This is a genomic window from Amycolatopsis sp. NPDC051045 (assembly GCF_040682955.1).
Lineage (GTDB): Bacteria > Actinomycetota > Actinomycetes > Mycobacteriales > Pseudonocardiaceae > Amycolatopsis.
In genome coordinates this window covers 301,443-321,929 of the sequence record NZ_JBFBCC010000003.1, presented here as the reverse complement: position 1 = coordinate 321,929, position 20,487 = coordinate 301,443, and the positions used below count along the sequence as shown (strand labels likewise).

At 71.3% G+C, this 20,487-nt stretch carries 19 protein-coding genes; 4 read left to right on the top strand and 15 right to left on the bottom strand.

What is annotated here, in order from left to right; genetic code table 11:
• Positions 1 to 2 precede the first annotated feature (2 nt).
• On the bottom strand, positions 3 to 656 hold the full coding sequence (locus AB0M80_RS09290) for a hypothetical protein (RefSeq protein WP_364561199.1): 654 nt from the start codon (positions 654 to 656) through the stop codon (positions 3 to 5).
• A gap of 433 nt (positions 657 to 1,089) precedes the next feature.
• Here AB0M80_RS09290 and AB0M80_RS09285 point away from each other — a divergent pair, with 433 nt between their 5' ends.
• Both AB0M80_RS09285 and AB0M80_RS09280 read left to right on the top strand, forming a co-directional pair.
• The gene (locus AB0M80_RS09285; RefSeq protein WP_364561197.1) at positions 1,090 to 2,160 is read left to right on the top strand and encodes a CoA ester lyase; all 1,071 of its coding nucleotides are present in this window, start codon (positions 1,090 to 1,092) and stop codon (positions 2,158 to 2,160) included.
• Positions 2,157 to 3,014, top strand: coding sequence for a CoA ester lyase (locus tag AB0M80_RS09280; RefSeq protein WP_364561195.1), 858 nt, complete (start codon positions 2,157 to 2,159; stop codon positions 3,012 to 3,014). Before AB0M80_RS09285 ends, AB0M80_RS09280 begins: the two co-directional genes overlap by 4 nt.
• Positions 3,015 to 3,054: 40 nt before the next feature.
• On the opposite strand, the gene AB0M80_RS09275 is transcribed toward AB0M80_RS09280, so the two are convergent.
• From AB0M80_RS09275 to AB0M80_RS09230, 10 genes are all read right to left on the bottom strand, one after another.
• Entirely contained in the window at positions 3,055 to 3,933 is an 879-nt protein-coding gene (locus tag AB0M80_RS09275) for a CU044_5270 family protein (RefSeq protein ID WP_364561192.1), read from the bottom strand.
• Entirely contained in the window at positions 3,926 to 4,447 is a 522-nt protein-coding gene (locus tag AB0M80_RS09270) for a sigma-70 family RNA polymerase sigma factor (RefSeq protein ID WP_364561189.1), read from the bottom strand. The genes AB0M80_RS09275 and AB0M80_RS09270 overlap by 8 nt, the downstream gene beginning before the upstream one ends.
• Positions 4,448 to 4,526: 79 nt before the next feature.
• Complete coding sequence (locus AB0M80_RS09265) at positions 4,527 to 5,912, bottom strand: amidase (protein ID WP_364561186.1); 1,386 nt, start codon at positions 5,910 to 5,912, stop codon at positions 4,527 to 4,529.
• A 9-nt stretch (positions 5,913 to 5,921) separates the two neighbouring features.
• Positions 5,922 to 6,677, bottom strand: a complete 756-nt coding sequence (locus AB0M80_RS09260) for an SDR family oxidoreductase (protein ID WP_364561184.1) — start codon at positions 6,675 to 6,677, stop codon at positions 5,922 to 5,924.
• The gene (locus tag AB0M80_RS09255; RefSeq protein WP_364561181.1) at positions 6,674 to 8,095 is read right to left on the bottom strand and encodes an aldehyde dehydrogenase family protein; all 1,422 of its coding nucleotides are present in this window, start codon (positions 8,093 to 8,095) and stop codon (positions 6,674 to 6,676) included. The genes AB0M80_RS09260 and AB0M80_RS09255 overlap by 4 nt, the downstream gene beginning before the upstream one ends.
• Positions 8,088 to 8,858, bottom strand: a complete 771-nt coding sequence (locus AB0M80_RS09250; RefSeq protein ID WP_364561178.1) for an ABC transporter ATP-binding protein — start codon at positions 8,856 to 8,858, stop codon at positions 8,088 to 8,090. The genes AB0M80_RS09255 and AB0M80_RS09250 overlap by 8 nt, the downstream gene beginning before the upstream one ends.
• Positions 8,855 to 9,586: an ABC transporter ATP-binding protein gene (locus AB0M80_RS09245; protein ID WP_364561175.1), complete on the bottom strand. Its 732-nt coding sequence runs from the start codon at positions 9,584 to 9,586 to the stop codon at positions 8,855 to 8,857. Before AB0M80_RS09245 ends, AB0M80_RS09250 begins: the two co-directional genes overlap by 4 nt.
• Complete coding sequence (locus tag AB0M80_RS09240; RefSeq protein ID WP_364561172.1) at positions 9,583 to 10,389, bottom strand: ABC transporter permease; 807 nt, start codon at positions 10,387 to 10,389, stop codon at positions 9,583 to 9,585. Before AB0M80_RS09240 ends, AB0M80_RS09245 begins: the two co-directional genes overlap by 4 nt.
• On the bottom strand, positions 10,389 to 11,333 hold the full coding sequence (locus AB0M80_RS09235) for an ABC transporter permease (RefSeq protein ID WP_364561169.1): 945 nt from the start codon (positions 11,331 to 11,333) through the stop codon (positions 10,389 to 10,391). Before AB0M80_RS09235 ends, AB0M80_RS09240 begins: the two co-directional genes overlap by 1 nt.
• On the bottom strand, positions 11,330 to 12,820 hold the full coding sequence (locus tag AB0M80_RS09230; RefSeq protein WP_364561167.1) for an ABC transporter substrate-binding protein: 1,491 nt from the start codon (positions 12,818 to 12,820) through the stop codon (positions 11,330 to 11,332). The genes AB0M80_RS09235 and AB0M80_RS09230 overlap by 4 nt, the downstream gene beginning before the upstream one ends.
• Before the next feature lie 66 nt (positions 12,821 to 12,886).
• Here AB0M80_RS09230 and AB0M80_RS09225 point away from each other — a divergent pair, with 66 nt between their 5' ends.
• Both AB0M80_RS09225 and AB0M80_RS09220 read left to right on the top strand, forming a co-directional pair.
• Positions 12,887 to 13,633: a FadR/GntR family transcriptional regulator gene (locus tag AB0M80_RS09225; RefSeq protein WP_364561164.1), complete on the top strand. Its 747-nt coding sequence runs from the start codon at positions 12,887 to 12,889 to the stop codon at positions 13,631 to 13,633.
• A gap of 10 nt (positions 13,634 to 13,643) precedes the next feature.
• The gene (locus AB0M80_RS09220) at positions 13,644 to 14,684 is read left to right on the top strand and encodes a patatin-like phospholipase family protein (RefSeq protein ID WP_364561161.1); all 1,041 of its coding nucleotides are present in this window, start codon (positions 13,644 to 13,646) and stop codon (positions 14,682 to 14,684) included.
• Here AB0M80_RS09220 and AB0M80_RS09215 read toward each other — a convergent pair.
• The 4 genes from AB0M80_RS09215 to AB0M80_RS09200 all read right to left on the bottom strand — a co-directional run bounded on the left by AB0M80_RS09215 (position 14,670) and on the right by AB0M80_RS09200 (position 20,409).
• A complete protein-coding gene (locus AB0M80_RS09215) occupies positions 14,670 to 15,248 on the bottom strand; it encodes a class F sortase (RefSeq protein ID WP_364561158.1) in 579 nt (192 codons plus the stop codon). The genes AB0M80_RS09220 and AB0M80_RS09215 overlap by 15 nt on opposite strands.
• Positions 15,245 to 16,030, bottom strand: coding sequence for a hypothetical protein (locus AB0M80_RS09210; RefSeq protein WP_364561155.1), 786 nt, complete (start codon positions 16,028 to 16,030; stop codon positions 15,245 to 15,247). Before AB0M80_RS09210 ends, AB0M80_RS09215 begins: the two co-directional genes overlap by 4 nt.
• A gap of 61 nt (positions 16,031 to 16,091) precedes the next feature.
• Positions 16,092 to 17,132 (bottom strand): PLP-dependent transferase, encoded by a 1,041-nt coding sequence (locus AB0M80_RS09205; RefSeq protein WP_364561152.1) that lies wholly within the window; start codon positions 17,130 to 17,132, stop codon positions 16,092 to 16,094.
• Between the two features lie 58 nt (positions 17,133 to 17,190).
• Complete coding sequence (locus tag AB0M80_RS09200) at positions 17,191 to 20,409, bottom strand: penicillin acylase family protein (RefSeq protein ID WP_364561149.1); 3,219 nt, start codon at positions 20,407 to 20,409, stop codon at positions 17,191 to 17,193.
• Positions 20,410 to 20,487: the final 78 nt, after the last annotated feature.

Below are 20,487 nucleotides of genomic sequence, written 5' to 3'. Positions count from 1 at the left end.
CGTCAGTCGAGCGAGGCGGAGGCCTCGGCGGTGCGGAGCAGGTGGTCGTAGACCAGCTCGTTCACCAGGCGGGAGACCGGGTCCTCGGCCAGCACGACGCGCTCGGAGCGGCCCTCCAGGTCGAGGTCGACGACCTTGTTCGGGTCGGCGGTCACGACGGCGAGGCCGTACGCGCGGGCGCGCGGCAGGCAGTTGCCGACGTAGTCCTCGGTCAGCGCGACCGGCGACGGGAGCACCATCGCGGCCTCGCCGTAGCGGGCGAACGGAACCGCGGAGGCCATCGCGGTGCGCCAGTGGCGCGCGACGGCCAGGACGCCGACGATCTCGGCGGCCGGGGCGGGGGCGGTTCCGGCCAGCTCCGGCCAGGTCCAGGTGTCGACGGTGGCGCGGTCGGCCACCGGGCCGACACCCATCGCGATGCGTTCGGCGTGCACGTCGGTGCGGAGCTTGGCGACCACGCAGACCTTGCGGCCGAGGATCGTGGTCTCGGGGAGCACGACGCCGTTCCAGCCCAGCTGGGCGGCCGCCGTGCGGGCGAGCTCGTCGACGCTCGCGGGGAGCTCGATCGGCGGCACCACGCGGCTCGGCATCGACCGGCTGCGCTGCGCGCCACCGGCGACCGTCGAGCGCTCGGTGTTCTGAGGTGTAGCCGCCACGAGTCCGCCTCCTTCTAACCCTGCACCGCTTCGTGACCGGGGAAAACCGGCACCTCACTTGTCTAACAGCGCGGCGGCGCGGCGTCGCCGGGTAGCGAGAGTGGCTGCGATCGGCGGCGCCCAGCGGTCGATGACCGGTCGGTAGGCGGTCATCGGACTTCGGTCGAACGGTGCGGCCAACCGAGTGAGGGCAAGGTGAGTGGCATTACCGTCCGACGGCGATCGATTACCCCGGGCACAAACCGCGAAACCCGGATCACCCACCCGGGAATAGCCCGTTCGGCGCAACCCGGGCCGGATCCACAGTGGACGCAGGCCGCTGAGCTGCGGATGTCCGCCGTCAGCCGGCCGTCGGTGAGCTACGCCGCAGCGGCCGCCCGCGTGCCGGACTAAAGTTACCCACCAGTCACTTAGCCGCCGCCGTGGAGGACCGATGCGCTCCCCGAAGGACTTCTTCGCCCCGCTCGCCCTGGGCGCGCCCGCCCCCGTGCGGGAGATCCCGGTGACGCCGTCCCGGATGATCCACTTCTTCGACCCCGGCAACGAGAAGATGGCGGCGAAGGTGCCGGACATCGCGAAGAAGGTCGACGTCCTGCTCGGGAACCTCGAGGACGCCGTCCGCGCCGACCGCAAGGAGGCCGCGCGCGCCGGCCTGGTCGCGATCGCCAAGGCGAACGACTTCGGGAAGACCCAGCTGTGGACGCGCGTCAACAGCCTGGACTCGCCGTGGGTGCTCGACGACCTGATCACGCTGGTCACCGAGATCGGCGACAAGCTCGACGTGATCATGGTGCCGAAGGTCGAGGGCGCGCAGGACATCCACTACGTCGACCGGCTGCTGGCGCAGCTCGAGGCGCGCGCCGGGCTGACGAAGCCGTTGCTGGTCCACGCCATCCTCGAGACGGCGAGCGGGGTGGCCAATGTGGAGGAGATCGCCGGCGCGAGCCCGCGCATGCAGGGCATCTCGCTCGGCCCGGCCGACCTGGCCGCGAGTCGCCGGATGAAGACGACCCGCGTCGGCGGCGGGCACCCCGGCTACCTGGTGCGGACCGATCCGACCGGCGACGACCTGACCGCGGGCCGGACGACCTACCAGCAGGACCTCTGGCACTACACGGTGGCGCGGATGGTCGACGCGTGCGCGATGCACGGGATCCTGCCGTACTACGGGCCGTTCGGGGACATCCGCGACGTCGTCGCGTGCGAGGACCAGTTCCGCAACGCGTTCCTGCTCGGCTGCGTCGGCGCGTGGAGCCTGCACCCGGTGCAGATCGACATCGCGAAGAAGGTGTTCTCGCCGTCGCCGTCCGATGTGGCCTGGGCGCGCCGGGTGATCGCCGAGATGGGCGACGGCACGGGCGCGGTGATGATCGACGGGAAGATGCAGGACGACGCGTCGGTGAAGCAGTGCCGCGTGGTCGCCGAACTGGCCGACGCCCTCGCGGCGGACGACCCCGAACTCGCCGCGGCCTACGACGCGGCCACCAAGGAGGTACTGGGATGACCTCGCCCAGGCGCTCTGTCCTCTACATGCCCGGCGCGAACGAGCGGGCGCTGGAGAAGGCCAAGACGATCCCGGCCGACGCGCTGATCCTCGACCTCGAGGACGCCGTCGCGCCGGACGCGAAGGAAGCGGCCCGCGAGCGGGTGTGCGCTGCCGCTTCGTCGGGCGACTACGGCTCACGGGAAGTGACGATCCGGGTCAACGGCCTCGACACCGAGTGGCACGACGCCGACCTGCGCGCGGCCGCGTCGGCCGGCCCGGCCGCGGTCGTCGTGCCCAAGGTGAACTCGGCGGCCGAGGTGCACAACATCGAGCGTGCGCTGGAGCTGGGCGGCGCGCCGGAGCACACGAAGATCTGGGCGATGGTCGAGACGCCGGTCGCGATGCTGCACGCCGAGGAGATCGCGGCGGCGTCGGAGCGGCTGACCGTGCTGGTGATGGGCACGAACGACCTGGCCAAGGAGCTGCACGCGGAGTTCGTCCCCGGCCGCGGCCCGCTGCTCGGCGGCCTTTCGCTGTGCCTGCTCGCCGCGCGGGCGACGGGCAAGGTGATCCTCGACGGCGTCTACAACGACGTGAAGGACCTTGCCGGCTTCGAAGCCGAGTGCGAGCAGAGCCGCCAGTACGGCTTCGACGGCAAGACGCTGATCCACCCGGCGCAGGTGGAGCCGTGCAACCGGATCTTCGCACCGTCCGATGAGGAGATCGACCGGTCGCGGCGGATCATCGAAGCCTTCGAAGAGGCCAAGGCGTCCGGTAAGGGCGTGGTGACAGTGGACGGCCGGATGATCGAGAACCTGCACGTCGACAACGCGCGCCGGGTGCTGGCGCTGGCCGAGGCGGTCAAGGTCTGACGGCCGGTGGCCGGGCTCGCGGCCCGGCCACCGGCGCGGTTCACTTCGGCAGCGAGTCCGTCCACTCGGCAATGACCTCGGAGCCATCCGGATCGGCGTTCACGTAGATGGCGCCGTCCGCGGACACGTACATCGACGTGCGGTTGATGCGGCCGGTCGACGGGTCGACGACCAGGCGGTACTCACCGGGCAGCATGAATCCCCGGCCGCCCGGGACGACGCCGAGGTCTTGGACGCCCGGGTACGCCGCGATCGCGCGGAAGGCCGTGGCCCGCACGGCCGGCGGCGCGGGCAAGGTCGACACCAGCGAAACCATGGACAGCAGCAGCTCGCGTTCCCGGTCGCTCGCGGTCAGCGGGCCCGCGCTCGTCCGGGCGTTGCTGTGCGCGATCGCGTTCACGAGCCAGTCCCGCAGCGCTGCCGGGTCGGTGGGCAGGGTGCGGAGCTGCTCGAAGGTCACTTCGGTGGCGGCCAGCTGCAACGGGGACGCTCCCAGCGGCACGACCCGGCCACCGGATTTCGCGCCACGGAACCACAGGTGGCTGTCGGCGGTGAACCAGTACTCGTAGGTGTTCTTGTCCTCGACCGTCTTCACGTGCCAGTACTTGCCGGTGCCGTCCGGGGCGTGCTCGGCCACCGTGGCCGCCGCCAGCAGGACCTGCTGACCGGTGACGACCGGGGCGACCGGGGCGACCGCCCGCGGGGGCGGTGCGTCGGCCGGGGCGCCGGGCAGGGTCGCCACCACGACGGCCGCCGCGGCCGCGGCGGCGACGAGTCCCGCACCGAGCGCGAGCGGGCGGAACTGCCGCCGCGGTGCGCCGAGCATCCGGTTCTGCAACCGGTGCCGGCTCCGGTCGACGACGTCCTGGGACGGTTCGGCGGGCAGCAGCGCCGCCCGCAGGGTCTGCAGGTCATTCATCGAAAGCCTCCTGGGTGAGAACGGGGGTGAGCTTCTTGCGGGCGCGCGTCAGCCGGGAGCCGACCGTGCCCGGGGAGATGCCGAGCGCCTCGGCCACCTCCGAGTAGCCGAGATCGCCGAGTGCGACGAGCAGCAGGACATCGCGCTCCCCGGCGGAAAGCCGGGACAACACCTTCCCCAGCCGCGCGACCGTCACCGAAGCGACAACGCGGCTTTCGTGCCCTTCGGCAGCCTCGCGCGGGTCGAGCCGCGACAGCGCCCGGTAGTGCCGGGCCTCCTTGCGGCGGTGCCGGGAGACCAGGTTCGTCGCGATGCCGAACAGCCAGGCGCGCAGGTCGCCGCGGCCGGCGTCGAACGCCTTCCGGCGGTCGAAGGCGACGAGGAACGTCTCGGCGGCGATGTCCTCCGCGGCCTGGGCACCGAGGCGCCCGGCGACGTACCGGTGGATGTCCGCGAAGTAGCGGTCGTGCACCTCGGTGAACTGCTCGCTGCCGAGCACCGGGGCCGCCGTCATGGGGCTGCCTCTGTCATGAAGTTCCTTTCCGTCGGCGACAGCTTCACCACCACTTCGCCGAAGGTCCGGAACTTCTTCCCTACCCGATCGGCCAGGGGCGCTGCGGCTCGCGGAGCTGCTCGTACGCCGCAGCTGCGTGGAGGACGCCGAGGTCGTCGAAGCGGCGGCCGGCGAGCTGGAGGCCGATCGGGCGGCCGTCGTCGGTGTACCCGCAGTTCAACGAAACCGCGGGCTGGCCGGACATGTTGTACGGCACCGTGAACGCGATGTGCTCGAACGGCCGGGCCGGGTCGTTCGTCGGGGAGGCCCACTCCGCCGGCGGGGCCGCGACCGGGCAGGTCGGGGACAGGACGATGTCGAACGCCGAGGTCGCCCGCAGGGCCGCGACGCTGATCGCGTCGATCTGGGCGAAGCCGCGGTAGACGTCCACACCGGGCACCTCCGCGCCGCCCGCGGCCCAGTCCGCGATGTACGGCAGGACCTTCGTGCGACGGTCCGGCGGCAGGGCCGCCAGGTCCGACCAGGCACGCGTGCGCCAGAAGACGTCGAGGCCGTCGAGCATGGCGCGGGTGAGGAACGGCCCGACCGGCTCGACGACCGCGCCCGCGGCTTCGAAGGCCCGGGCCGCCGCGGTGATCGCATCCCGGATCGCCGGGTCCACCGGGAGGCCGGGGCCGGGCTCGAGCTGCAGGCCGACGCGCAGGCCTTGCAGAGAACCGTCGAGCGACGTCCACTCGAGATCGGCCGGCGGCAGGCTCAGGTGGTCACGCGCGTCCGGGCGCGAGAGCACACTCATCAGCAACGCCGTGTCGGCGACCGTGCGGGTCATCGGGCCGGCGACCCGGCCCAGGAACGGCGGGTCGACCGGTACCCGCCCGAAGCTCGGCTTGAGGCCGACCAGGCCGCACCAGCCCGCGGGCAGCCGGATCGAGCCGCCGATGTCCGTGCCGACGTGCAGCGGGCCGTAGCCCGCGGCCGCCGCGGCCCCCGCGCCCGCGCTGGACCCGCCGGGTGTCGCCGACGGCTGCCAGGGGTTGCGGGCCGTGGGGTGGAAGCTCGAGAGCCCGGAGGTCAGCATCCCGTAGTCCGGCATGGTCGTCTTGGCCAGCAGGACACCGCCGGACTCGCGGACCCGCGCGGCCGCCGGGGCGTCCTCGGCGGCCGGGGTCAACGCCGTCGCCGCCGTGCCCAGCGGGACCGGCGTGCCGCGCGTCGCGATGTTCTCCTTGAGCGTGAGCGGAACGCCGTCGATCGGACCCAGCGGTTCATCGGACACCCAGCGAGCTTCGGACGCCTTCGCGTCGTCGAGAGCGCCGGAAGGGTCGTACGCGTACAACGCGTGCAGCTCCGGCTCTCGCGCCTCGATGCGCGCGAGAACGGCTTCGGTCACCTCGACCGGCGAGAGCGTCTTCGCGCGGTACTGCGCGACGAGTTCGACAGCAGTCAGATCAGGCAGCTCGGTCATGAGCGCTCCTTACGAGGCAGGCGGTTCGAAGCGGCCGTCGACGGCGGTCCAGCCACCGTCCACGGCCAGCACGGAGCCGGTCACGAACGACGAAGCGTCCGAAGCGAGGTACACGACCGCTCCGGCGAGTTCGTCCGGACGCGCCCAGCGGCCCAGCGCCCCCTTCGCCGCGTAGGCGTCGTACCACTCCGGGTTCGCCTTGATCTGTGCGGTCAGCGGCGTCTCGACAACGCCGGGGGCGATCGCGTTGACCCGCACGCCGGCCGGGCCGAACTCCGCCGCCGCCGTCCGGAACAGCTGGACGAGCCCCGCCTTCGTCGCCGCGTACGGCCCTTGGCCGGGCTCGACGGTCGTGCCGCGGATCGACGAGAACCCGATGATGCTGCCCCGCCCGCGCGCGGCCATGCGGGGACCGAACGCGCGCACGACTTCGAAGCTCGCGCCGAGGTTGAGCGCGATGACGCGGTCGAACTCCTCGCGGGTGTAGTCCGCCAGCCGCTTGCGCACGTTCGTCGCGGCGGTCAGCACGACGACGTCGACGTCTCCCCATTCGGCCGCGGCGCGTTCGACGGCCCCGGGGGCCAGGAGGTCGATCTCGTACGGCTCCCCCACGCCCGCCTCGCGCGCGGCTTCGACGTCACGATCGGCGCACACCACGTCAGCGCCGTGCGCGGCCAGTGCCCGGGCCGCCTCGCGGCCGATGCCGCCCGCGCCGAGCACGACGGCCCGCCGTCCGTCGAGCCGGAACAACGTCGAGTAGTTCACGGGCGCAGCACCGCCATCCTCGTCACGGTCAGTTCCTCGACGGCGAACCGGGGCCCCTCGCGGCCGATGCCGGAGTCCTTCACGCCGCCGTAGGGCATGGTGTCCGAGCGGAAGCCGGGCACCTCGTTGACCACGACGCCGCCGACCTCCAGCTCGTCGAGCGCGCGGAACGCCGTGTTCAGCGACTTGCTGTAGACGCTCGCGTGGAGCCCGTAGCGGGACGCGTTCACCGCGGCGAACGCTTCGTCCACATCGGACACCGTCCGCACGCAGACGACCGGGCCGAAGATCTCTTCGTCCCAGGCTTCGACGCCGTCCGGGACGTCCAGGAGGACCGTCGGCCGCAGTACCGTGCCTTCGGCACCGCCGCCGGCCTGCCGGGCGCCGGCGTCGACCGCCGCCGCGATCCAGTCCGCCACCCGGGCGGTCGAGGCCGGGTCGATCAGCGCCGACACCCGCGTCTTCTCGTCCCGCGGGTCGCCGACGACGACTTCGCCGAGCCGCGCCAGCAGCCGTTCGGTGAATTCCGCGGCCACCGACGAAACGACCAGCACGCGCTGCACCGAGATGCAGGCCTGGCCCGAGGCGTAGAACCCGCCGCGCAGCACGGCGTCCACGGCCGCGTCGAGATCGGCATCGGGAGCGACCACGAGGGCCGCGTTCGAACCCAGCTCCAGCAACGTCTTCACCGGCGCCGCGTCCCGCGCGATGCGGTGCCCGACCGCGGCCGAGCCGGTGAACGACACCGCGCCGATCCGGCGGTCGGTCGTCAGCGCCGCGCCCACGGACGCGTCCCCGGTGACCAGCTGGACCATCGCCGGGACCGGCGCGACCGACCTGACCAGGTGCACCAGCCACAGCGTGGCCAGCGGCGTCTGCGGCGCCGGCTTGACGATCACCGGGCAGCCCGCGGCGATCGACGGCGCGATCTTGTGCGACGCCAGCAGCAGCGGGTAGTTGAAGCCCGCGATGCCGACGACGACCCCGATCGGCTTGCGCTTCCAGAAGCCGACCAGGCCGTCACCCGAGGGCAGGAGGTCCAGCGGCACGGTCTCGCCGTGCAGCCGCGACACCTCTTCGGCGGCGGCCTCCCAGGTGACGATCGTGCGCGCGACCTCGACGCGGCAGTCGACCAGCGGCTTGCCCGTCTCCAGGACGAGCAGGTTCTCGAGTTCCTCGCGCCTCTCGGCGATGGCCGCCGCGACGTCGTTGAGGAGAGAACGGCGAGTCCGCGACGGCAGCGAAGCGACTTCGCGCGCGACGGCGACAGCTTCGTCCACAGCGCGACGCGCGAGCTCGGGCGTTCCCACCGGGGCGGCGCCGACCACGCTCCCGTCGTAGGGGAAAACGATTTCTTCGGTATCCACAGTGGACACCCAGCCCGCGCCGACCGGCAGGCCTTCCGGATAGTCAGCCATCATCACCTCCACGCAGCCGGGCCAGCTCCGCGCGCAGGTTCGGCGCGGCGTCCAGGAGTTCCCGGGTGTACTCGTGCCGGGGCGCGCCGTAGACCTGGCCGACGTCGCCCAGCTCGACGATCTCGCCGCGGCGCATCACCGCGACCCGGTCGCAGACGTGCCGCACGACGCCGAGGTCGTGCGACACGAAGATCAGCGTCAGCGCGAACTGCTCCACCAGCGAGCCGAGCAGGTCGAGGATCTGGCCGCGCACGGAGACGTCGAGGGCGCTGACCGGTTCGTCGGCGATCAGGACGCTCGGGTTCGGCGCCAGCGCCCGGGCGATCGAGATCCGCTGCCGCTGGCCGCCGGAGAACTGGTGCGGGTAGCGCTGAGCGGCGTCGGCGGGCAGGCCGACGGCGGCGAGCAGCTCCGCGACGCGATCGGGCTCCCGGCGTCCCAGGGGTTCGGAAATGATGTCGCGCACGCGCATCCGCGGGTCGAGCGAGCCCATCGGGTCCTGGAAGACGATCTGCAGCTCCGACCGCAGGAAGCCGAGGCGACGCTCCGGCAGGTGGTCGATGCGCCGGCCCTGGAACGAGACCGTGCCGGACGTCGGCTTGTCGAGCGCGGCCAGCAGCCGGACCAGCGTGGACTTGCCGGAGCCGGACTCGCCGACGATGCCGAACCGCTGTCCCGCCTCGACGTCGAAGCTGACACCGCGCAAGGCGTGCACGTCCCGGCGGGCGTAGCGGCGTTCGAGGTCGCGGACTTCGATGATCATCGCCGGGCCTCCAGATCCGAGGCGTCCAAGAGCTTGCGCGTGTACTCGTGCTTCGGCTGCGTCAGCACTTCGCGCGTCGAGCCCGCTTCGACGATCTCGCCGTCGAGCATCACCAGCACGCGCTCGCACACCGACGCAACCACCGCGAGGTCGTGCGTGATGAACAGCAGCGCGCTGTCGGCGGGCAACGACGTCTTGATCAGCGAGAGGATCTGGGCCTGCACGGTGACGTCGAGCGCGGTCGTCGGCTCGTCGCAGATCAGCAGCGACGGCTCGTTCGCCAGCGCCATCGCGAGCACGACCCGCTGCCGCTGCCCGCCGGACAGCTGGTGCGGGTACGCGCGGGCGGTGCCCGGCAGGCCCACCGCGGACAACAGGTCCTCGGCGCGGTGACGGCGTCCGTGGATGCGGCCGGGCTCGGTGACCTGGCGGCCGACGCGCATGGCCGGGTTCAACGCCGTCATCGGCTCCTGGAACACCATGGCCAGCTCGTCACCGCGCAGCCGGGACAGGTCCTTTTCGGACATGCCCAGCAACTCGCGGCCGTGCAGCGAAACCGAGCCGGAGGCGGGCAGCTCCTCGGGCAGCAAGCCCATGATCGACAACGCCGTCAGCGACTTCCCGGACCCGGACTCGCCGATCAGGCCGACGCGCTCGCCGGCGCCGATCTCGAAGGACACGTCCCGGACCAGGGAACCGACGCGAAGGCCCGCAACCGAGAGCGTCATACGCGAGCCGCCAATCGGGGATCCAGGCGGTCGCGCAGGCCGTCGCCGAGGAGGTTGAAGCCGAGGACGGCGACGGCGATCGCGATGCCCGGCACGAGCGCCAGCCGCGGCTGCACGGTCAGCAGTTCCTGGGACTCCTGCAGCATCCGGCCCCACGACGGCGTCGGCGGCCGCGTGCCGAAGCCGAGGAACGACAGCGCCGCCTCGGCGAGCACGGCGATCGCGAACGACACCGAGGCCTGCACGATCAGCAGGCCGGAGATGTTCGGCAGCACGTGCCGCAGCGCGATGGTCAGCCGCGACCGCCCGCCCGCGCGGGCCGCGAGCACGAACTCGGTGCTCATCACCTGCAGCGTCCCGGACCGGGCGATCCGCGCGAACGACGGGATGGTGGCGATGCCGATCGCCACCATCGCGGTCAGCGTGTCGGCCCCGAACACCGCGCCGAACATGATGGCCAGCAGCAGCGCGGGGAACGCGAGCACGAGGTCGTTGGCGCGCATGACGAACTCGCCGAGCCACCGCGGGGACATCCCGGCGAGGACGCCCAGCGGCGTGCCGATCACCGCGGCGATGCCGACGGCGACGACACCGACGTACAGCGTCGTGCGGGCGCCGACCATGAGCTGGCTCAGCAGGTCCCGCCCGAACTTGTCGGTGCCGAACCAGTGGGACGCGCCGCAGCCGAGCAGCCGGTGGGTCGCGTCCACCTTCACCGGGTCGAACGGCGTCCACAGGAACGACAGCAGCGCGGCCAGCACGACCAGGCCGACGAGCACCCCGCCGATGAGGAGATTGCGCATCAGGAACCCCGCAATCTCGGGTCGAGCACCGTGTAGAGGAGGTCGACGACGAAGTTGACCAGCAGCACGCCGGCCACCAGCACGAGCACGATGCCCTGCACGGTCAGCAGGTCACGCGCGGAGACGGCGTCCAGCAGCATCGAGCCCAGTCCCGGCAGCACGAAGACGCGCTCGACGACGACCGCGCCGATCAGGAGGGTCGCCAGCTGCAGCCCCAGCACGGTCACGACGGGCACGGACGCGTTCCGCAGGCCGTGCCGCACCAGCGCCTGCCCGGGACGCAGCCCCTTCGACCGCGCGGTGCGCAGGTAGTCCTGGCCGAGCGTGTCGAGCACCGCCGAGCGCACGTAGCGGGTGAGGACCGCGCCCTGGACCAGGCCGAGCGACAGCGCCGGAAGCACCAGGCCACGCGCGAATTCGCCGAAGTCCTGGTTGGGCGGAGTCCAGCCGCCCGAGGGCAGCCAGCGCAGCTGCACGGCGAAGATCTGCACGAGGATGATCCCGGCGAGGAACGCGGGGATCGCGACGCCGATCTGCGACAGCCCGGACACCCCCGCGCCGGCCGCCTTCCGGTGCTTCACCGCCGCGAAGGTCCCCGCCGGCACGGCGATCACCAGCGCCACCAGCACGCCGGCGCCGACCAGCCACAGCGTGACGCCGAGACGGTCGAGCAACTGCGGGCCGATCGCGTCCCGCGTCACGTACGAGCGGCCGAAATCGCCGTGCAGCACGCCCCCGATCCAGTCGAAGTACTGCGTGACCAGCGGACGGTCGATGCCGAACTCCGCGCGTGTCTTGGCGAGCAGCTCCGGCGTCGCGTTGACGCCGAGCGCGACCTGCGCCGGATCGCCCGGCAGCACGGCCATGAACACGAACACCACGATCGACGCGACCAGCACGCTGACCGCGAAGATCGCCACCCGGCGCAGCACCCTGGCGGTCATCGCGGCGCCAATCCGGTGAGGTCGAACGACTCGCTGACCTGGTTCGCCGCGAACCCGCCGACCTTCGTCTTCGCGACGATCACGTTGGGGAACAGGAACAGCCAGTCCGCGGCCGCCTCGGTGGTCAGCTGCCGCGCCACCTGCTTCATGTCCGCGACCTGCTGCTCCGGCGTCCCGCTGTCGGCTTCGGCGAGCAGCTGCTGGACGCGCTTGTCGTCGTACCCCCAGTAGTACTTCGGCTTGCCGAACGTCGTGATGTCGCGGGCCTCGACGTGCTGGATGATCGACAGGTCGTAATCGTGGTCGGTGAACACCTGCTTGAGCCAGACCGCCGGAAAGTCGAGGGGCTCGATCGTGGTCCGCACGCCGACGTCGGCGAGCTGCGACTGGACGACTTGTGCGGCCGACACCGCGTACGGCAGGTTCGGGATCCGCATCCGCAGGTTCAGGTTCGTCGCGCCCGCCTCGGACAGCAGCGCCTTGGCCTTCGCGGGATCGAACGGGTGGACGTTCGACAGATCCTCGTACCAGGGATCCGTCGGCGGGACCATGCTGCCGATCAACGTGCCGCGCCCGGCCCACGCCGTGTCCAGCAACGCCTTCCGGTCGATCGCGTACGTGAGCGCTTGGCGCACGCGGACGTCGTTCAGCGGCTTGCGCTGGTTGTTGAACGCCAGCGTGACCTCGGAGTTCGTCGTGCCCTGGACGACCTGGAACCGGTCGTCGGCCTGGAACTGCGGGATCGAGTCCGGCGCGGTGATCGCCGAGATGACGTCGATGCCGTTGCTGTAGAGCGCGTTGTTCAGCGCGGTCGGGTCCTTGATGTACTTGAGGACCACCGTGGCGTACGCCGGTTTCCGGCCCCAGTACGCGGAATTCGCCTTGAGCACGACGGAGTCGCCGCGCTTGCGCGCCGCCACGACGTACGGGCCGGTGCCGACCGGCTTGTTCGCCAGGTCGGCGACGCCGGTGGGGCTGAACATCGCGCCGAGCCTGCTGGTCAGGCTGAACAGCCAGCCGTTGGACGGTTTCGACAGCACGACCCGCGCGTGGTCCGGCGCGACGGCGTCGACGTGGTCGACGACGTCCATCGTCGACTTGATCGAGATCGTCCAGTCCGATTTCACCCGCATGAGCGAGAACTTGACGTCCTCGGCGGTGAAGGGGGCGCCGTTGCTGAACTTGACGCCCGGCTGGAGCTGGAAATCGTAGGTCCGCCGGTCCGGGCTGATCGTCCACGACTTCGCGAGCAGCGGCACCACGCGGCCCTGCGCGTCGAGCTTCACCAGGCCTTCGTAGACGTTGTAGAGCAGCGCCTGCGGAATGGCGGCGCCGTCGGTGCGGGTGAAGTCGAAGTTCGCCGGCTCCGCCGTGAAGCCGACGGAAAGTGTGTCCGGGCCAGCGGAAACGCTCGCCGACGAGCCGGCCGAGCAACCGGACACCACGAGCAGCAGCGCCGCTGCCAGCACGTGAAGCCGGGCTTTCATTCGTCCTCCAGGTCGGTACACTGGTCAGACCAGTAGCCTGCACGCGACGGACGTCGAGGTCAAGGGATGCGGTTCGAACCGGTGGCTCCGGTCCGCGCGTACGAGCGGGTCGTCGAGCAGATCGAGCAGGCCGTGGTCAGCGGCGCGCTCAAGCCGGGGGAACGCCTGCCGAGCGAGCGTGAGCTGATGACGCAGTTCGGCGTCGGCCGCTCGACGGTCCGGGAAGCCCTGCGGGTTCTGCAGGCGGCCGAGATGATCCGGTCCCGGCCCGGCGACCCGCGCGGCCCGGAGGTGCTGGCCGCGTCACCCGCCGCGTTGCACCGCTCGATGCACCGGCTCGCGCGCGCCGACCACGTCGGGCTCGCCGAACTGCTGCAGTTCCGGATGATCCTCGACGGCTCGGCGCACCTGCTCGCCGCCGAGCTCCGCACCGAAGCCGACCTGACCGGCCTCGACGCGGCACTGGAGTCGATGCGCGAAGGCGTCTCGCGCGGTTACGCCGAGTTCAGCCGCGCCGACGTCGCCTTCCACGAGGTCATCGCGCGCATCTCCCGGAATCCGCTGCTGGTCGTCAGCGAAGAAGTCGTGCGCGGGGTCGTGCTGGAACTGATCGAGGACAAGCTCGAGCACGCCAGCAACCGGACGTCGCTGATGCGCACGTGGCTCGCGCACCACGCCGAGGTGCTCGACGCGATCCGGTCGGCCGACGGCGCCGGCGCGGCGCACCTGGCCAAACAGGCGTTGTACGACAACTACGCCGAATACGTCCCGGCTGGGCAACGGCCGCTGCTCACGCCGTTGCTGCGGCCCTAGACTCGGCCGCGTGGATTCGGCGAAACGGGACGGCGTCGGCCTCGCGCTCTCGGGCGGCGGCTACCGCGCAATGCTCTTCCACGCCGGCGCGCTCTGGCGGCTCAACGAGCTCGGCTGGCTGCCGAAGCTGACCACGGTCTCCAGCGTCTCCGGCGGTTCGATCGCGGCCGGGCTGCTCGCACACGCGTGGCACAAGCTGTATTTCGGCGAAGACGGCGTCGCGGAGAACTTCGGCAAGGAAGTCGTGCAGCCGCTGCGGAAACTCGCCCGCACCAACCTCGACATCCCGGTCACGCTGAAGGCGATGTTCATCCCGTGGCGAAGCGCCGGAGAGGAACTCGCGCGCCGCTACGCGGAGCACCTCTTCGGGGACTGCTGCCTCGCGGACCTCGACCCGGCCGGGCCGAACTTCGTGTTCACCGCGACCAGCCTGCAGGACGGTTCGCTGTGGTGGTTCTTCCGGCAGCCGGGCCCGCACGGGCAGATCCCGCTCGCGACCGCGGTCGCCGCGTCGTCGGCCTTCCCGCCGATGCTCTCGCCGGTCGTGATCCCGGACCCGCACCAGCCCGGCCGCAAGATCGTGCTCAGCGACGCGGGCGTGTACGACAACCTCGGCCTCGACCCCATCGAGAACCAGCGGGCGACCGTCCTGGTCAGCGACGCCGGCAAGAAGATGAAGCACCAGGCCAAGCCGAAGCGCAACTGGCCGATGCAGCTGCTGCGCGTGCTGACCGTGATGGACAACCAGGTCCGCGAACTGCGGACCGGCACGCTGCTGAAGTGCTACGAGGACAAGACGTACGCGGGCACGTACTGGGCGACCTACAGCAACATCGAGAACTTCGAGCTGCCGGACGCCCTGCCGGCCCCCGTCGAGCAGACCAGGCAACTCGCCGAGACGAAGACCCGGCTGGCCAGGATGTCCGAGACGACGCAGGACCAGCTGATCAACTGGGGTTACGCGGTCTGCGACGCGGGCATGCGGCGCTGGGTTTGCCCGGGAACCCTGCTGAAACCGGAGTTCCCGTACCCCGGCTCAGGCGTCGGCTAGGTTCGCGTAGACGACGATGTTGTCCCGGTAGCTGTGCTCGGCGTGGTCGAACGCGCCGCCGCAGGTGATCAGCCGCAGCTCCGGTTTGTCGCTGTTGCCGTAGACGGCGTCACGCGGGAACGTGTCCTTCGGGACCTGGGTGACGCGGTCGACGACGAACTTCAGCTTCTTCCCGTCGCTGCGGTCGACGTCGACCTCGTCGCCGGGCGCGAGATCCTTGAGCTTGAAGAAGATGCCGGGCTTCTTGTCGCCGTCGACGTGCCCGAGCACGATGGCCGGGCCGACGTCGCCAGGCACCGGCGAGAGCTTGTACCAGGCCGCCTGCATCGGCGTGTGCACCGACGGGACGGAGATCGAGCCGTCGGGTTTCACGGCGACGGCCAGCAGGCTGGACTCCGCGCCGATCTTGGGGATCTTCACCGACGTCGGCCGGAGTCCCTTGAACGGCACGCTGACCGGCACCGAGGAAGGGACGGGCGCCACGGCCTTCGGTGGCTCGGCGGTGCTGCACCCGGCCAGGGTCAGCACCAGGGCGAGCGCCGCGCCCGCCCGGCGGGCCGTCACCGGGCCGTGCCGCCGAAGCCGGTGTCGACCCCGCCCTTGGGCGCGACCTTGACCTGGGCCTTCGGCGCGCTGTTCCCGGCCGCGGGCGCCGAGCTGGAGGTCGCCGTGGTGACCGGCGCGGTGCTCGACGGCGAAGCGCTGGTGCTCGACGGCGCCGTGCTGGTGCTCGACGGCGCCGTGCTGGTGCTCGACGGCGCGGTGCTGGTGCTCGTCGTCACCGGCGGCTGCTCCTGCTCGAAGTCGACGGTGCCGTTGCCCTCGACGCCGTCGCAGGTCCAGCTGAACTTGGCGGTCGTCGTGCCGGCCGGAGCGTCGACCACGCGCACCGAGTAGTTCCAGTAGCGGCCGTCGGACTCGTCCTGGTCCGGACCACCGGTGACGCTCAGGTACTGGGTCGAGACCGCGCCGAGCTTGCCGGACGCGCACGCGATGACCAGGACACCCTCGCCGCCGACGCCGACGAAACCGTGGCCGGCGTTGTCCTGGTAGTCGTCCTTCGGCGGCTCGGTCGATTCCGGCGCCGAAGACGTGGTCTTCGGGGTCGTGGTGGTCGTGACCTCGGTCGTCGCCGGGGCCGACGTCGTCCCGGTGGTCGTGACCGGCGAGGACGGTGCCGTGGTCTCCGTCGAGGACGGTGCCGTGGTGGTCGTCGTCTCCGCCGTGGCCGTGGTCGTCTCGGACGTGGGAGTCTCGTCCTCGGCCAGCGCGACCGGCGCGGCGGCGAGGGTGATCAGCGCACCGGCGGACACGATTCCCGCGACCCGGCTCAACGTTCTACCCACGGAGACTCCCAACGGCGGTGGACCTACGACGTCGCGACTATCGACGATTCACCCGGCCGTGTTACTCCGAGAGGGCGAACGTGAGGTCGCGCCACAGGTCCTCCGGGTCCTCGAGGCCGACGCTGAACCGGATCAGGCCGGGCGGCACGCGCTCCTCGCCGGCGAGCCACGCCCGCCGCTCGACCAGGCTCTCGACCCCGCCGAGGCTGGTCGCCGACCGGATCAGCCGGACCGACGCGCAGAACCGGTCCGCCGTCTCGGCGTCGGCCAGGTCGAAGGCGACCATCATCCCGAAGCCCGGGTAGCGCACCCGCCGCACCGCGGGGTGCCCGGCGAGCCGCTCCGCCAGCAACGCGGCGGTGCGGGACTGCTCCGCGAGCCGGACGGGCATGGTCCGCAGCCCCCTGAGGGCGAGCCAGGCTTCGAGGGCGCCCGGTGTCGACCCGACCCGCGTCCGCGCGGCGCGCAGTTCCTCCGCGACGGCGGGGTCCTTGGCGATCGTGACGCCGAGCAGCAGGTCGCTGTGGCCGCCGATCAGCTTGGTCGCACTGTGCACGACGACGTCGGCGCCCAGTTCGAGCGGCCGCTGCTGCAACGGCGTCGCGAAGGTGTTGTCGACGACGACCCGGCCGCGCGCCGCGGCGGCGATCGTCTCGATGTCCATCACGTCGAGGGTGGGGTTGGTCGGCGACTCGAGCCAGACCAGGTCGGCCGTCGCGGCCTCGGCCACCCAGGCGGCGGTGTCGGTCGGCGCCAGCTCGGTGACGGCGAGCTTGCCGAGCTTCTGCGCGTGGGCCAGCACCCCGCGTGTCACCGCGTAGCTGAACGTCGGCACGGCGACCCGCGACCCGACCGGCAGCAAATCCAGCACCGCGGAGAGCGTGGCGACCCCGGACGCGAACGCCGTCGCCTGCCCGCCTTCCAACGCCCCGACGGCTTCTTCGAGCGCGTGCCAGGTCGGCGTCCCGTCGCCGCGGGCGTACACGAAATCGCCACCGGCCTGGTAGGTGCTGGTGGCGACGAGCGGGGTGTTCAGCGGCTCGCCGGGGCCGTGCGGCCGGCCGGCGGCGATGGCCTTGGTGCGGGGCGTCCAGTCGTCCATCCGCCCACGATAAGGGGAGGCCGGGGCACTCACGCGTCCGCGAGTGCCCCGGCCGGGCTCAGTGCGCGTAGACCTCGAACTCGTACAGCGAGTAGCCGTACTTCGTCCCGCGCTGGACGCCCTGCAGCTTGACGAACCGGGCCGGGGTCGTGGCGAACGAGACGTTGTCCTGCCCGCCGTTCCCGTCGGTCACCACGGCCGCGTCCGTCCAGGTGACCGCGTCCGGCGAGAGCTGGATCCGGTAGCCCTTGCCGTACGCGGACTCCCAGTCGAGCATCACCCGCGAAACCTGCTGGACCGAGCCGAGGTCGACGGTGATCGCCTGGTCGTCGCTCCAGTCACTGGCCCAGCGGGTCGAGGCGTTCCCGTCGATCGCGTTCGACGCCGGCGAGTTGTAGAAGCCGGACTCGGCGCTGGTGGCGCTGACCGTCTTCGTGGCCGCGAGGTTCGCGACGTTGTCCCCGCGGTGGGCGGCGTACTCGACGACCTGCTGGAACGTCGGGCGGTTCTGCCAGCTGATCTTGTCCTGCGTGATGCCGCCGAGCGGGTTCTGCACGATCGAGTCGGCGCACCACTGGTCACCGGCCGAGCAGTTCGCGTCACCGGGGTAGACGGTGTTCGCGGCCTGGCCGGCGGCGGTGGTCAGCGAGTCGACGAGCGCCTGGCGGCACGCGGTGACGTCGCCACCGCCGCAGAACGTCTGCCCGAGCGGGCCGGCCACCGGCTGGCCGAGCACCTGCCGGATGTCCTTGCTGACGTAACCCCACCAGCCGTACTGGAACGACGAGCCCTTGTGCGGCTGACCGGTGTGCTGCCCGTTGCCGTTCTGCCAGCCGGACGGGCTTTCGTTGATGCCGAGCACGCTCGTCATCGCGTTGTAGGCGTTGTCGCCCATGCCCGGCTTGAACTCGGCCTGGACCAGCAGCGGCCACCAGGCGTCGAAGATGCGGATCGCGTCGGCGTCCGCGTACGCCTTGCTGCCCGGCGAAGTCTCCGTGCGCAGCTGCCCGTGGGAAAGCCAGGTCTTGAGCTTCGCCTCGGCGTCCGCCGCCGCGCCGGTGGCCGGCGCCTTGTCGAGCACCTGCAGCAGCAGCGGCAGCACGCGCTCGGCCCGCAGGTCGGCCAGCGCGGCCTCCGACATGGCCTGGGTCAGGTTGACCCGGGTGACCTTGGTGCCGCTGTTGATCAGCTTCTTCACCCGCGAGTCGAGCAGGTCGACGCGGTGCACGGCGGACTTGTCCGCCCCGGCCGCGGCGTAGCCGTTGGCTTGGGCGTTGTTCCAGCTGACGTAGTAGTCCTGGTTGATCGACTGCGGGTGCTGCGACGCGGGCGTGTAGTTCGCCACGTTGCCCGCCGGGTTCCAGCCCACCCAGTCGTGGCCCTGGTCGCCCCACACCGGCATGTTCGGATCCACATTGGACTGGCGCGCGGGGTTGGCGCCCGAGTTGAAGTAGGCGATGTCCTTGGAGTCGGCGTAGAACCAGTTGAACGTGAAGTTGATGTCCTGCGCGGCCCGCTGGAAGTCCGCCGCGGACTTGACGAAGGTCGGGTCGTTCAGCTCCTGGAAGCCGATGAGCGAGTCGACCTCGTGGAAGTAGGACGACCGCAGCGCCGCGTACGCCACCGGCTTGCCGCCGACGGTCGCCCGGCTCTGCACCGGCCCGTACCTGGTCCGGTAGCTGCGCAGGGTGTAGGAGCCGGCCGCGGTGCCGTCGGCGACGGTCGGCTTCCAGGCGTTCTTGACCTCCACCGTCTCCATCGGGACGCACTTGCCCTGATACGTGTAGTAGTTCGAGTCCTTCGTCGGCGCGTTGCCGCTCGGGTCGCACAGCTGCAGCGCGTAGGTGTCGATGATGTCCTGCGCCGACGTCGTTGCGCTCCACGAGTAGTCCTGGCCGCGGCCGAGGAGCACGTACAGGCTCAGGCCCGCGAACGCCGCACCGCGGGCACTGATGCCCGGACCCTGCAGCTCCTGCAACATCAGCAGCTGCGGGGCGAAGTAGCCGGTCTGCGGGCCGAACACCGCGACCGGGTGACCGCTGGCGGTCTTCGCGCCGGAGACGAGCAGCGCGTTGGACATGCCGTGCTTCTCGCTCAGCATGTTCCCCGGCAGCACGCCGTTCTCGAACATCCCGCGGGCGGGCTCCTGCTCGGCGGGTGCGGCGACGTCCACGGTGGACGGCGTCGCGGACGCGGCCGAGCCGGTCTTGTCGAACACCACGGGCTGCGGCGTCACCGAGCCGTTGTCCGGCAGCGCCCGCCCGACGGCGTTGGCCGGCGTCTTGCCGTACGGGAAGGTCTGGCCGTCGTGGAGCGTCTTGACGGCTTCGGGGTCGTCCTCGGCGCGCAGGCTCTGCCACACCTTTTCGCCCTGGACGACGCCGTACTTCTCCTGCATCGCGAGCTTCGCGATGGCGTTCTGCACCTCACCGCCGCCGCCGGCGCCGAACTCGGCCCCGACCAGCGAGGCGAGCGCGACCAGGTCGGTCAGCTTGAACGGGTCGATCGAGCCCGCGTTGGTGATCGAGTCGATGTGCCCGGTCAGCACGTACTCGCCGGGGAAGTACCGGCCGCTGTAGGAGTCGCTGATGTACTTGTTGATGCCGTCCACGTACGCCTGCGCGTCGGCGAGGCCCTGAGCGCCCCGCGGGCCGCTGGCGGCGACCTTGTCGATCTGCTGCTGCAGCTCGGCCTCGGTGTACGGCGCGTTCGAGAAGAACTGCTGCTCGAGCTCGCGGTTGGAGGCAGCGCCACCGGCGAACGGCGAGAGCTGCCCGCGGGCGGCGTGGCGCAGCACGTCCATCAGCCACAGCCGGTCCTGCCCCGCCGCGTACCCGGCGCCGAACTCGGTGCCGGCGCGGGTGGTCCCGGTGATGTGCGGGACGCCGAGGGCCTTGTCGCGGACGATGGTGACGTCCGCACGCGGCTTCGTCGTGCTCGCCACCTGGTCGGCCGGGACGCCGAACGAGGAGTCGTTGAAGTACTGGTTGATCGCGCCCGTGGTCAGCGTCTTGTAGCCGTTCGCCAGCGAGGAGTACTTCCCGAGCTGGTCGGCCGAGTGCGCCGGGCGGGTGCCGAGCAGCTTGTGCGCCAGGATCTCCGCGAGGGTGGCGCTGCCCTGTTCGCCGGGCGGGAGGATGTCGCTGCACTGCCCGCCGCAGTAGTCGTCGGGCGACACGGCCGCCTGCGCGGCCGGCGCGGTGACGGCGACCTGGGTGAGGCCGGCCACGAGGGCCCCCAGTGCCGTAACGGTCAGGGCGCGGATGCGACGTTGCATGCCGGGCTCCCCTCAGTCCAGAAAGTGACGAAGCGCACGCTACCCAGCAGTAGGCGAAGTGTGAAGACTTTTCGCGTT